This window comes from Paracoccaceae bacterium (assembly GCA_019454225.1).
In the GTDB taxonomy this organism is placed as follows: domain Bacteria; phylum Pseudomonadota; class Alphaproteobacteria; order Rhodobacterales; family Rhodobacteraceae.
Genome location: CP075370.1, coordinates 2,275,089 through 2,287,831 on the forward strand (window position 1 = coordinate 2,275,089; position 12,743 = coordinate 2,287,831).

At 70.6% G+C, this 12,743-nt stretch carries 13 protein-coding genes; 4 read left to right on the forward strand and 9 right to left on the reverse strand.

What is annotated here, in order from left to right; translation table 11 throughout:
• Genes KF887_10790 through KF887_10815 form a run of 6 tightly spaced genes read right to left on the reverse strand, consistent with a single transcriptional unit; the run spans position 1 to position 6,314 of the window.
• Positions 1-1,158 (reverse strand): cytochrome P450, encoded by a 1,158-nt coding sequence (locus KF887_10790; protein ID QYK39956.1) that lies wholly within the window; start codon positions 1,156-1,158, stop codon positions 1-3.
• 49 nt (positions 1,159-1,207) lie between these two features.
• Positions 1,208-1,810 (reverse strand): VTT domain-containing protein, encoded by a 603-nt coding sequence (locus KF887_10795; GenBank protein QYK39957.1) that lies wholly within the window; start codon positions 1,808-1,810, stop codon positions 1,208-1,210.
• A gap of 52 nt (positions 1,811-1,862) precedes the next feature.
• Positions 1,863-3,047 carry a VWA domain-containing protein gene (locus KF887_10800; protein QYK39958.1) on the reverse strand — a complete coding sequence of 395 codons (1,185 nt, stop codon included), beginning with the start codon at positions 3,045-3,047 and terminating at the stop codon, positions 1,863-1,865.
• Between the two features lie 31 nt (positions 3,048-3,078).
• Entirely contained in the window at positions 3,079-4,716 is a 1,638-nt protein-coding gene (locus tag KF887_10805) for a polysaccharide pyruvyl transferase family protein (protein QYK39959.1), read from the reverse strand.
• A gap of 17 nt (positions 4,717-4,733) precedes the next feature.
• The gene (locus KF887_10810) at positions 4,734-4,898 is read right to left on the reverse strand and encodes a hypothetical protein (protein QYK39960.1); all 165 of its coding nucleotides are present in this window, start codon (positions 4,896-4,898) and stop codon (positions 4,734-4,736) included.
• Positions 4,899-4,946: 48 nt separating this feature from the next.
• Positions 4,947-6,314 carry a DUF2927 domain-containing protein gene (locus KF887_10815; GenBank protein ID QYK39961.1) on the reverse strand — a complete coding sequence of 456 codons (1,368 nt, stop codon included), beginning with the start codon at positions 6,312-6,314 and terminating at the stop codon, positions 4,947-4,949.
• A 459-nt stretch (positions 6,315-6,773) separates the two neighbouring features.
• Here KF887_10815 and KF887_10820 point away from each other — a divergent pair, with 459 nt between their 5' ends.
• On the forward strand, positions 6,774-7,232 hold the full coding sequence (locus KF887_10820; GenBank protein QYK39962.1) for a GNAT family N-acetyltransferase: 459 nt from the start codon (positions 6,774-6,776) through the stop codon (positions 7,230-7,232).
• A 49-nt stretch (positions 7,233-7,281) separates the two neighbouring features.
• Here KF887_10820 and KF887_10825 read toward each other — a convergent pair whose 3' ends face one another.
• Positions 7,282-8,121, reverse strand: coding sequence for a MoxR family ATPase (locus KF887_10825; protein QYK43524.1), 840 nt, complete (start codon positions 8,119-8,121; stop codon positions 7,282-7,284).
• 169 nt (positions 8,122-8,290) lie between these two features.
• On the opposite strand from KF887_10825, the gene dksA reads away from it, so the two are divergent.
• Positions 8,291-8,713: an RNA polymerase-binding protein DksA gene (dksA, locus tag KF887_10830; protein QYK43525.1), complete on the forward strand. Its 423-nt coding sequence runs from the start codon at positions 8,291-8,293 to the stop codon at positions 8,711-8,713.
• 71 nt (positions 8,714-8,784) lie between these two features.
• Positions 8,785-10,002 (forward strand): FAD-dependent monooxygenase, encoded by a 1,218-nt coding sequence (locus tag KF887_10835; GenBank protein QYK39963.1) that lies wholly within the window; start codon positions 8,785-8,787, stop codon positions 10,000-10,002.
• Here KF887_10835 and xth read toward each other — a convergent pair.
• Positions 9,969-10,754 carry an exodeoxyribonuclease III gene (gene xth, locus KF887_10840; GenBank protein QYK39964.1) on the reverse strand — a complete coding sequence of 262 codons (786 nt, stop codon included), beginning with the start codon at positions 10,752-10,754 and terminating at the stop codon, positions 9,969-9,971. The genes KF887_10835 and xth overlap by 34 nt on opposite strands.
• A gap of 111 nt (positions 10,755-10,865) precedes the next feature.
• Between xth and KF887_10845 the strand changes: the two genes are divergently transcribed.
• Positions 10,866-12,413 carry a hypothetical protein gene (locus tag KF887_10845; protein QYK39965.1) on the forward strand — a complete coding sequence of 516 codons (1,548 nt, stop codon included), beginning with the start codon at positions 10,866-10,868 and terminating at the stop codon, positions 12,411-12,413.
• Between the two features lie 3 nt (positions 12,414-12,416).
• On the opposite strand, the gene KF887_10850 is transcribed toward KF887_10845, so the two are convergent.
• The gene (locus tag KF887_10850; GenBank protein QYK43526.1) at positions 12,417-12,743 is read right to left on the reverse strand and encodes an iron-sulfur cluster assembly accessory protein; all 327 of its coding nucleotides are present in this window, start codon (positions 12,741-12,743) and stop codon (positions 12,417-12,419) included.

Sequence of the window (12,743 nt, forward strand, 5' to 3'; positions counted from 1 at the left end):
CTACCAGGCGACCGGCACGGCCACCGGGCCGCGGAAGGCCCAGCCGTGGAACCGGACCGGCCCGTCCAGCCGCAGGCCCGGCAGGCGTTCGAACAGCATCGGCAGCGCCACATCGGCGATCAGCGCGCGGGATGCGGCCGCACCGGCGCAGAAATGCGGGCCCGCGCCGAAGGTCAGGGCGGCGCTGCAGTCGCGCGTCAGGTCGAACCGGTCAGGGTCGGTGAAATGCGCGGCGTCGCGGTTGCCCGACCCGAACATCAGGAACACCCGGTCGCCGGTGCGCACCGTGGCGCCCGCGACGACATCGTCCCGCGCGACGCGGCGCGGCGACATGCCGATGGGGGCGATCCAGCGGCCGTATTCGGCAAGGACCTGCGCCCAGTCGGCCCCGCCGTCGCGCAGCAGCGCCCGCTGCCCGGGATGCGCCAGAACCGCCCAGGCGGCCCCGGCGATGGCGTCGCGGGGCTCGTTCTGCCCGCCCGAGATCACCAGCTTCACATTGGCGCGGATGCTGTCCATCGGCAGCCCCGCCTGCATCTGCACCGACAGGACCGAGAGGTCCGGCGCTGCCGCCAGTTCCGGCATCCGGCGGTCGATATGGGCGTCGATCGCGGCGGTGGCGGCGTGGCAGCGCGCCTCGACCGCCGCATCCCCGGCGTAGTTGGCGCAGCCGTCGATCATCGCCTGGCTGACGCGGTCCATTTCCTGCGGCGGCATGCCGGCAAGCCCGGTGATCGCCACCAGCGCGGCGCCCGACAGCGGCATCGCATAGTCCGCCACCAGATCGCAGCCGCCGCGCGGGGCAAGATCGTCCAGCAGGCGCGCCGCCGCCGCGCGGAAACCCGCAACCCAGGTGTCGCGCACGGTGCGCGGGCTGAGCGCGGGAAACAGGATGCGCCGCTCTGCCTGATGCGCGGCGCCGTCCTTGCGCATCATGTTCTCGCCCATCAGGCGGGTCATCAGGCCCTCGGGCTGGTTCGATGACAGGACATCCGTGCGCTTTTCCTCGCGGAAGATGTCGTCGCGCCGGGTGACCAGCAAGGCGCCGAGCTGCGGGACAAGGCATGCCGGTGCCGTTGCCCGCATCCGGGCCAGCGTCGGGTAGGGATCGGCCGCGAAGGCGGCGGGGTCGATGGCAAAGACCGGGGCGGCGGGCATGACGCAATCCTCGCGCAGGCCCGCAGCGTCGGCGCGGGCGCGGCCCGCGTCAAGCCCGCATGCGGGGCCGCCAGCGACGCGCCGCAAGACCCAGCGCGACCGCCGCGACCGCAAGGATGGCCCCCGTCGTCGCGGCGCCGCCGGCGGCTTGCTGCGCCGTATCGGCAAAGATCCATCCGAGGCCGGCATAAAGCGCCGCCCACAGCACGCGTCCCGCCAGCGCCACGCCTGCGAAGGGCAGGACCTGCAGGCCCGCGGCACCGGCGACAAGGCTGGTCGCGGGGCCGAGCGGCGGGATCAGCCAGCGCGTGACGAACACGGCGGCAAGGCCGTGGCGCGACAGCATGACCTCGGCCCGGCCGAGGCAGGCGGACAGGCGTGGCCGCGACGCCGCGCGCGCGCGGATCGCGCCGCCGCAGGACGCTCCCAGCCGGAGGCCGCCCAGATCGCCCGCCAGCGCCCCGGCCGTGCCGGCGGCGATCACGGCGGGCAGCCAGACCAGTCCGGCCGCGGCGGCCGCCCCGCCCAGCGCCAGAACCAGCGACGCGGGCCCCGGCACGCCAAGGCCGGTGATGCAGGCCATCCCCGCGACAAGCGCAAGGATCAGGGCCGGGTCGGCGGTGGCAATCAGTTCGGTCAGGGGCGGTGCCATCGGCCAAGCCTGCCCGCCGCCTGTAACGGCGGCGTGACGGCGCGTCGCCCGGTCAGCGGCCGATGGCGCGGGTTCCCCGGGCGATGCCGTCCAGCGTCATCGGCACCATGCGTTCGGGAAAGATCTGGCGGATCAGCCGGATCGAATGCGTATGGTCCCAGAACCGTTCGGGCACCGGGTTGATCCACAGATGCGCGGGCCATTGCGCCGCCGCGCGCGCCAGCCAGACCTGTCCGGCCTCGGCGTTCCAGTGTTCGTTGGCGCCGCCGGGGTGCAGCACCTCGTAGGGGCTCATGGTGGCGTCGCCGACGAAGATGCATTTCCAGTCGGGCCCGTAGGTGCGCAGCAGGTCCCATGTCGGCGTCTGCGCATCCCAGCGGCGGCGGTTGTCGCGCCAGACGCCTTCGTACAGGCAGTTGTGGAAGTAGAAGTGTTCGAGATGGCGGAACTCGGACCGGGCGGCGCTGAACAGTTCCTCGACCACCTTCACATGCGGGTCCATGCTGCCGCCGATGTCGAGGAACAGCAGAACCTTGACGGCGTTCCTGCGCTCGGGGCGGGTCTGCACGTCCAGCCAGCCGTGGTCGGCAGTGGCGCGGATGGTGGCATCGAGATCCAGCTCTTCCGCCGCGCCGTCGCGGGCCCAGCGGCGCAGGCGGCGCAGCGCCACCTTGATGTTGCGGGTGCCAAGCTCGACCTGGTCGTCGAGGTTGCGGAACTCGCGCTTGTCCCAGACCTTGACGGCGCGGCCGTGGCGCCCCTCGTCCTGGCCGATGCGCACGCCTTCCGGGTTGAAGCCGTGGGCGCCGAAGGGCGAGGTGCCGGCCGTGCCGATCCACTTGTTCCCGCCCTGATGGCGGCCCTTCTGCTCGGCCAGGCGCTGCCGCAGCGTTTCCATCAGCCTGTCGAATCCGCCCAGGGCCTGCACGGCGGCGCGTTCCTCGGCCGTCAGGTGCCGTTCGGCCAGCTTCTCCAGCCAGTCGGAGGGCAGGTCCAGCGCCTCCAGCACCTGTTGCTCGGTGATCGCGTCCAGACCGCGGAACGCCTCGGCAAAGGCACGATCGAACCGGTCGAGATGGCGTTCGTCCTTGACCATCGCGGTGCGGGCGAGGTGATAGAACCCCTCGACATCGAAGGTGGTCAGCCCGGCCGCGACGCCTTCCAGGAAGGACAGGAATTCGCGCAGCGACACCGGCACGCCGGTGCGGCGCAGCGTGTCGAAGAAGGGCAGGAACATCGGTGTCTCCGCACTGGGCCGGGGCCGAGTGTCACTGCCCCGACAGGATGCGCAAGACCATTTCGCCCGCCTCGATCCGCGCGCGGCGGATGATGCGGTCGATCCCGGCCCGTTCGTCGGGCGTGAAGGGCAGCGGCCCGGGCGGGCCGGAACCCGGCGGCAGAAGGCGCGCGGGGTTCAGCCCGGCGTCTGCCAGGAACGCCTCGATCTTCCAGGTGTTCGAGGCGAAGGCATGGAACGGCAGGCGCAGCAGGCAGGCCAGCGTCACGGCGTGGAAGCGGCCGGTGACCATGCGTTCATGGCGCGCGAGAAAGGCCATGAAGGCCGCCAGGTCGCGCACCGGGCCGCGCGGGACGGCTTCGAACCCGGGGCGGGCGCCCGCGCCTGACGGGATGCCGCGCAGCACCTGCATGCGGCCTTCGGCGTCATGCTTCATCGACCACAGCGGGCCGCCCGTTGCCCGCGCGATGCGGTGCAGGGCCGGATTGTCCGCCTGCAGGACGGAATCGAGCACGACCGTCCCCTGCGCCCCGCCGCGCCGGGGCAGGTATTCGAAGTGCTGGCACAGCGAAAGATCGGGGGCGAGGGTCACCGGAAGCCCCCGCTCCCGCGCCCAGGCCGCCGACGCGCCCTCGCGCACCCAGATGTGGCGGAAGGCGCGCAAGTCCGTGACAAGCGCATCGTCGTTGCCCTGCAGCGTGGCATTGATCAGCCAGGCAGGCTTGCCCGCCGCATGTGCCAGAGGGCCGAGCGCGGCCAGCGACCGGGCGCGACGGCTGCTGCTGTGGATCGAGCCCTCGCCGTTCACCACGACGGCGTCGGCGGCGTCGATGGCGGGGCGGGTGCCGGGGTCGGTCAGGGCATCGCTGGTCACGTGGTGGCGCCAGCCGATGGCGATGCCCGCGTCGCCGAACAGGCTGTCGATGGCCTTGCTGACGGCGGTGCAGCCGTAATGACCCACCGCGCCGGTGTCGTTGAACAGCGTGACCCGGATCCGCGGCGGGGATTTCGGTGCCCAGGCCGTGGCGGGCAGGTCGTGGGCATCGGCGAAGCGGCGGAACACCGTGTCGGCCGCCTGCGCCCGCCGCAAAAGTTCGGCGAGGATGCGGCCGGGCAGGGTGCCGTCGGCCTCGATCCGGCGAAGGCGCGCGGACAGGTTGGCCATCGTGTCGCCCGCCCCGATCTCGAACCAGCGCAATCCGTCGTGGAGGTTGAGATCGCCCCGCGGACGACCGAGCGGCTGGTGAAAGGCACCCCGCGCAAGGCGTTCGGTCTCGCCCAGCCGAAGGGTTGTCATCACGGAGGATACCGCCAGCGCGGCGCTGCGTGTCATCGGGTCGGGGTGATGGTCGGCCAGCGTGTCGCAGGCCGACACCAGCCAGCGGCTGTCCAGGTCGCGGATCATGCGGTCGCCGTGATGGTTCCACAGCGCCTGAAAGCGAGCGGCCGCGGTTCCGCTGTCGATGCCGCGGCGCAGGCAGACGATCAGCGCGGCGTGATACAGCCAGACCAGCGGCCGGCCGTCGAATGCCCGCGCCAGTTGCGCGATCTTGCCGGGCAGGGTGGTCTGGTCATGCGCCGCGTCGCCGGCGGGCGCGTCGACGACCTGGCGGAACAGGGCCGGATCGTCCGGGGCGTGCCGTGTCAGGATGTCGCCATAGTCCGCCATGGCGCCCCCGGCCCGTCTCAGACCATCCGCTCGATCAGGATCGTGAGGAAAACCCCGGCCAGCGCGAAGGCGATGGCGAAACCCGCGGCGTATTGCAGCTGGTCCAGCCGCCTTCCGCCACGGCGCCGGGCCAGCATCGCGCCGTAAAGGGCGCCACCCGCCAGTCCTGCCAACACGATCATCGCACGTCCTTCCGCCCTGCCCATGACGACAGGCGGTCGGGACGCGCGTCAGGACCGCCGCGCCAGTGCCGCGATTTCCCGTGCGCGCGCGCGCACCTGATCATCCGAGCCGAAGCCATAGCGTGCCCACCCCGAACTGTCGAGGCGCAGCGCGTCGGCCTCGATGCGGCGGTCCATGTGGTCCATCGCCTCGGCCTTCATCATCAGGAGCGTCGCCATCAGCGCCGCATTCTCGGCCCGCGCGACCACGGGGATCGCGCTGTCGATCAGTTGCGCGGCGCCCGCATGGTTGCCGCGCGTCAGGGCATGGGCTGCAAGCTGCATCGAGACATGCGCGCGGTGCACCTCGCCGCCCGGCAGGCCGTCCCAGATGCGCCCGGCCTCGGCAAAGGCGGCAACCGCCGTGTCGGGATCGCGCCCGAGGGTCAGCCGCCCCAGCGCGAAATGGCTGAGCGCAAGGCGCGAGTCGGTCCAGCCCTGGGCGCGGGCGATGGCCAGCGCCTGCCGCGCCGCCGCCTCGCGTGCCGGGATCGGCGCCCGGGTGCTGAGCGCGCTTTCGATCTGGTTGATCCAGACGCGCGGCGTCGGCCCCGCGCCCTGCGGCGCGTGGCCCCGGCCTGCGGGGTTCAGCCGGTCCAGGATGGCGGGCAGGCGGCGTGCCACCTCGTCCTCGGACATGCCCGACCGCAGGTCGCGGTCGTAGTAGGCCCGCAGGATCAGCATGTCGAAGCCGGTCAGCGCGCTGTGGAAATTGTCGTCGTTGAAGACGCTGTCGGACAGCCGGTAGAGGTCGTTCAGCGGGCCGAGCGCCTGTGCCAGTTCCTCGTGCAGGCAGTCGCGCGCCTCTTGCGCCGATCCGTCCGAAGGGATGAAGATGGACACCCGTTCGCGCCGGGCAAGCGTGGTCCAGTCGGTCGCGGGGGTGTTGCGGGCCTGCTGGAACTCGGACCAGCCCGAAACGCGCGGGATCACGAAACAGGCGACATTGGCATAGGTTGCCTGGATGCGGCCGCGCGGCACGAACTCGATGGTGATCTCGGCCTCGCCCCCGGCAACTTCCGAGATGTCGATCCCCGCCTCGCTGCGCAGCCGGACGATCAGGCGGCCGAGGTCGGTGGCGGCCGACGCCGGGACCGGCCCGGCCGTGCGCAGCCGGATCGGGCCCTCGAAGCGGCTGAACCGGGTGATCGTGCGTCCGCTTTCCATGCGGAAGGCAAGGTCGAGGAAGTCCCGCGCGATATCGGCGTTCGCCCGTGCCGGGGCCGCGCCGGGCCTGGTGCCGAAGTTCCGCACCGCGGCGGGCATCTGGGCCGAGGCCGACAGCGCCAGCCGCGACTGGTTCATGGAAACCTCGGCGCCCGGCGTCGGCACGCACGCGGTCAGGACGCAGAGCGACAGGACGGCAGTCAGGCGCATGTCATGCGGCCTTCCGGCATGCGGGCCGGGCGCGGGAATTCAGGGTCATTGTCAGGTCCGTGGGCAGCTTCGGGGCAGCATCTGGCAGCGGTGTCAGACAACATCGGGCAAGTGTCGGGATAGGGGCGTTCCGGTGTCAATCTTGCGGAATCGGCCGGGCCGGGCCCGGTCTAGCCTTGGGGGCGGTGGCGGGGGTGCATCGCCAGATGTGGCAGCACGTCATCACGAAGTATGTCAGAATATTTCACGAATCCGAATCGCGTGATCGAATTGTGTCGAGATCAAGGCAATCCGGTGGCGGGGGCGTGGAACCTCTTGCCCGATTCTCTCAATATTGCGTGCTGCTTGCGGGGCGTTCTTCACATCCCGCTGAGGCGATCGCGAAACCCGGTCTTGCACGGATCGTACAATCCGCGCCAGCATCCGGCAGCCGCTCCAGCCACCCGCCGAAGGTATGCCATGTCTCGCTCCGCCGTTCCGCTGACGCTACGCCCCATCGCTGCCGCGGACCGCGACGACTGGGCACGGCTCTGGACCGGATACCTGGACTATTACGAGACCCGCGTGACACCCGAGGTCTATGACAGCACCTTCGCGCGCCTGCTGTCCGGGGGCGCGGGCGAGTTCCGGGGTCTTCTGGCACTTTCCGAAGGCCGGGCCGTGGGTCTGGTGCATTTCCTGTTCCACCGCCATTGCTGGAAGATCGAGAACGTCTGCTATCTGCAGGACCTGTTCACCGACCCCGAGGTTCGGGGGCTGGGCGTGGCCCGGGCGCTGATCGAGGCGGTCTATGCCGCCGCCGATGCCGAGGGGGCACCCGCCGTCTACTGGCTGACGCAGGAATTCAACTATCGCGGCAGGATGCTCTACGATCAGGTCGGCATCAGGACGCCGTTCATCCGCTACAACCGGCGGTAGGGTCGGGCCGGTCGTGCCATCGGAAGCGGCCCGCGCCGGCGATCCGCCGTCAGCGCCCCGCGCGGGCCATGAAGGCAAGCCGCTCGAACAGGTGGACGTCCTGTTCGTTCTTCAGCAGCGCCCCATGCAGTTTCGGCAGTGCCGATTTCGCGTCGCGCTTCAGGTCTTCGGGGGCCAGATCCTCGGCGAGCAGCAGCTTCAGCCAGTCCAGCACCTCGGAGGTCGAGGGTTTCTTCTTGAGCCCCGGCGTCTCGCGGATCTCGAAGAACTGGGTCAGCGCGGCGGACAGAAGCGCATCCTTGATCCCCGGGAAATGCACCGCGACGATGGCGCGCAGCGTCTCCATGTCGGGGAAGCGGATGTAGTGGAAGAAGCAGCGCCGCAGGAAGGCGTCGGGCAGTTCCTTTTCGTTGTTCGAGGTGATGATGACAACCGGGCGGTGGCGCGCGCGGATCGTCTCGCCGGTCTCGTAGACGAAGAACTCCATGCGGTCGAGTTCCTGCAGCAGGTCGTTGGGAAACTCGATGTCGGCCTTGTCGATCTCGTCGATCAGCAGGACGACCCGGCCGGGCGCCTCGAAGGCCTGCCAGAGCTTGCCCTTGCGGATGTAGTTGGCCACGTCATGCACCCGCGCCTCGCCCAGCTGGCTGTCGCGCAGGCGGCTGACGGCATCATATTCATAAAGCCCCTGCTGCGCCTTGGTGGTCGACTTCACATGCCACTCCAGCATCGGCAGACCCAGCGCGGCAGCGACCTGCCGCGCCAGTTCGGTCTTGCCGGTGCCCGGCTCGCCCTTGACCAGCAGCGGCCGCTCCAGCGCCACGGCCGCATTCACCGCCACCGTCAGGTCGGGCGGCGCGACATAGGCGGCGGTCGAGGCGAATTTCATCGGAGTCTCAATGCTCTTCATGGTTGTGACCCGGCCGGTCTAGCAAGCGCCGCAATTCGTCGCAACCGCTAGTGACAAGCCAACCGCCATCCGCTAGAGACGCGCCCAACAGGAGCGTGTCATGACAGCAAGCCCCCTGTCGGCACGGCCCGGCGATCAGGAGATAGCGATGAAGGCCGAAGTTTTCCTTCCCGACGATTACCGCCCCGCCGAGAACGAACCTTTCATGAACGAACGGCAACTGGAATACTTCCGCCGCAAGCTGATGATCTGGAAGCAGGAACTTCTGAGCCAGTCGGCCGAGACCATCGACAACCTGCAAGACAGCGCGCGCAATGTCCCCGACATCACCGACCGCGCCTCCGAGGAAACCGATCGTGCCCTCGAACTGCGGACCCGCGACCGGCAGCGCAAGCTGGTCGCCAAGATCGACGCGGCCCTGCGGCGCATCGAGAACGGCGAGTATGGCTATTGCGAGGCGACCGGCGAGCCGATCAGCCTGAAGCGTCTGGATGCGCGCCCGATCGCCACGATGACTCTGGAAGCGCAGGAAAAGCACGAGCGGCGCGAACGGGTGCACCGCGACGACTGAGCGCGCGGGATGCGGGCGAAGACACATGCGCCGGGCCCGTGCGGTCCGGCGTTTTCGTTGCGGAGGATGCGATGGGGCTGAGCGGGGCCGAGGTCACGGTGCTGGGCGCGGGCATCGCGGGGCTGGCGGCGGCCCGCGCCATGGCCCTGCGGGGCGCGCGCGTGACCGTGCTGGAGCAGGCGGACGCCATCCGCGAGGTCGGCGCGGGCCTTCAGGTCAGCCCCAACGGCGCGGCGGTGCTTCGGGCGCTTGGCCTTGGCCCGGCGCTTGAGACCGCAGGCCTGCGGGCGCAGGCGGTGCGGCTGATTGACGGCCTGTCGGGGTCGCAGGTGCTGCGCCTGGACATCGCCCGCGATCCCGCCGGTCCGGGCTATCACCTGATCCACCGGGCGGACCTGATCGCCCTGCTGCTGGATGGCGCGCGCGCGGCGGGTGTCGAGCTGCGCCTGCTGCAACGGGTGGACCGCGTGGAGCTTTCGGGTGACCGGCCCCTGCTGGCGATGGCGCAGGGGGCGCAGATGCGGCCTGACCTTCTGATCGGGGCGGATGGCCTGCATTCGCGGGTGCGGGCGGCGCTGAACGGCGGCGTGGCCCCGTTCTTCACCTTCCAGATTGCCTGGCGCGCCACGATCCCCGGCGATCCTGCCGATCCGGCCGAGGCCGAGGTTCACATGGGGCCGGGGCGCCATCTGGTCAGCTACCCGCTGCGCGGCGGCACCCTGCGCAACATCGTCGCCGTCGAGGAACGCCGCCGCTGGGTCGAGGAGGGCTGGTCGCTGCGCGACGATCCAATGGAACTGCGGCTGGCCTTCGAAGGCTTTGCGCCACGGGTGCGCGGCTGGCTGGACGCGGTTCAGGATGTCTGGCTCTGGGGCCTGTTCCGGCATCCGGTGGCGAAGGCCTGGCACGACGGCGGGCGCGTCGCGATCCTGGGCGATGCCGCGCATCCCACGCTGCCCTTCCTGGCGCAGGGGGCGAACATGGCGCTCGAGGATGCCTGGGTGCTGGCCGATTGTCTTGACCGGCATGACGACCGCGCCAGCGGGCTGGCGGCCTATCAGGCCGCGCGGGCGGCGCGGGTGGCGCGGACGGTTGCCGCCGCCGACGCCAATGCCCGCAACTATCACCTGCGCGCGCCCTGGCGCGGGATCGCGCATCTGGGGCTGCGGGCGGCCGGGGCGATGGCGCCGGGCGCGGTGCTGGGGCGGTTCGACTGGCTCTATGGCCATGACGTGACGCGGGGCGCGCCTGACCCTCAGGCGTCGAGCCGCACCCAGACCGGCACGTGATCCGACGGCTTGTCGCCCGCGCGCACCCCCCGGTCGATCCCGGCATCGGTCATCAGGTCGGCCGCCTGCGGCGACAGCAGCAGATGGTCGATGCGGATGCCGTTGTTCCGTTCCCAGGCACCGGCCTGGTAGTCCCAGAAGGTGAACAGCCCGGCCGATTCATCCCGCGTCCGTATCGCGTCGGTCAGGCCAAGATGCTGCAGGCGGCGCAATGCCGCCCGGCTTTCGGGCAGGAACAGCGCATCGTTCGTCCAGGCGTCGGGCCTTGCGGCATCCTCGGGCTGGGGAATCACGTTGTAGTCGCCCGCCAGAACCAGCGGTTCCTCGGTCGCCAGCAGGTCACGCGCCCGGGCCTGCATCCGCGCCATCCACGCCAGCTTGTAGTCATATTTCGGCCCCGGGGCCGGGTTGCCGTTGGGCAGGTAGAGCCCGCAGAGGCGGACGGCCCGGTCACCGATCACCGTCGCCTCGATCCACCGCGCCTGTTCGTCGTCCCCGTCGCCCGGCAGGCCGCGCGTCACATCCTCAAGCGGCAGGCGCGACAGGATCGCCACGCCGTTGAAGGCCTTCTGCCCATGCGTCTCGACCCGGTAGCCCAGCCTCTCGAACACTTCGCGCGGGAAATCCTTGTCCTGCGACTTGATCTCCTGCAGGCAGACGGCATCGACATCGGCGCCCTCGTTCGCCAGCCAGCGCGGCAGCGCCTCGATCCTGGCCTTGATGCCGTTGATGTTGAACGTCGCGATCTTCATGACGCCGAGCCTAGCCGCGCGCCGCGCGGAATGCCAGTGCGGGCCGCTGCCAACTTCCTGCCGCATTGCCCGGCCATCCTTGCCGCGCCTGTTCCAGCCCGGAGACCTGTCATGCGCCGTGTCGTCGCCCCGGTGATCGCCGCCCTTCTTGCCATGCCCGGCCCCGCCACGGCTGACCTGCGGGATGAGGTGACAGCCCTGATCCGGGCGGGCGACCTGCCGGCCGTCCGCGCCGCGCTGGCGGTGGAGGGCGCCGCGGACTCGCGCCGCGCCTTCGCGGCCTTCGACACTGCCCACCCCGCGGCCGGCCGGATCAGCGCCGCGCTGCTGGCCGAGACGCCCGACGATCCCGCCGCCCAGGTCGCGCGGGGCTGGTACCTGCATGCCACCGGCTGGGCGATGCGCGGTCTCGACGTGGCCGAAACGATCCATCCCGAGGCAGGGCGCCAGCTTGCCCTGCGGCATGGCGAGGCGCTTGAACTGGCCCGCAGCGCCGTCGCGGCTGCCCCCGGCCTGCTGCCGGCCTCCGACCTTCTCATGGCCTCGGCGCTGACCACGGGGCAGCACCGCGAAAGCCTGCGCGAATTCGCGCGGATCATGGACCTTCACCCGACGCGCCGCAGCCTGATGCACGCGGCCCGGGCCATGTCGCCGGCGTGGTCCGGCGGGCCGGAAGACTGGCCGGTCACCGCCTGCACCGCCCACGCGGCTCGCATCGCCGATGTTCCCGACTATTCGCCCGAGGTCTGCGTTGTCGATCTCGTGTTCGGGGCCGGGTATCACGGGCCCCTGCGCGATGCTGCCGCGCAGTCCCTGCAAGGCCTGGCCCACCCCGTGCTCGACCACGCGCGGCGCGCCCATGCGCAGGAGTACGCGTTCCATGACCCGCAGGCCGCGATTGCCGTGTTGGAGACCCTGGCGGAACGCGGGCCGCTTGACCTCGAGTCGGCGGCGATGCTCGACCAGTTGCGCTGGCAGCCCGGAGACCCGTCACCCGGACCGGTGACGCGCCTGTCCCTGTCGACCGAGCTTCCGCGCCTGCGCGAGGCGGTGGATTTCCACCCGGGCAGCGTGACGCTGGTTGTCCAGCTTGCCGACGCATTGTTCGCCGCGGCCGAGGCGAACGGCACCGTCGCCGACCCGCGCGAGATCGACGCGATCTTTTCCACCCTGTTCGACCTCGCGCCCTACGACGGGCAAACCTGGTCGCGCTACGGCCACATGATGCAGCGCACGCTGGACTTCGGAACCGTCACGCTGGACGAGATCGAGCGCATCCGGAACCACTTCGTCAACGGCGTCGTCCTGACCAACCACGGCTTCGATGCCCTGCGCTCGCTCGAAGGCTACAACCGCCATGTCTGGGACGTGCTCGACCGGCGCAACATCGACGCGGTCGACCGGACGGGAACGACAGCCTTCGCCAAGGCCGACTTCGACAGGGCGGTGGTCTGCCCCACGGTCCGCGTGATCCGCGTGATGCAGGAAGCCTGCAGCCAGCGCCGCCGCGCCGGCTGTCCGCAGCCGGGTGTCCCGTCGCCCTGGCAACCGCTGCTGGACCGCGCGACAGCGCGCGAGGCCTGCGCCTGGGAACGCCGGGCACTGGTCCGGCGGCTTGCCTACACCGCGGTTGATGATCCCGCGCCCGCGGGTGACTAGACCTCAGATCGAGAACGAGGTGCCACAGCCGCAGGATGCGCTTGCGTTGGGGTTCTGCACCACGAAGCGCGCGCCGATCAGTTCCTCGGTGAAGTCGATCACCGCGTTCTGAAGGAAGGGCAGGGACACCGCATCGACCAGCACGCGGCGGCCGTCCTTTTCCAGGATCAGGTCGTCCTCGGCCGGGTCGTCCAGCCGGATGTCATACTGAAAGCCCGAGCAGCCGCCACCCTCGACCGCGACGCGCAGTGCGCGGTCCTCGCCGGTCATGTCGGCGATCTCGGCCAGGCGGGCAAAGGCGCGGTCGGTGACACGGGGGGGAAGGGTCAG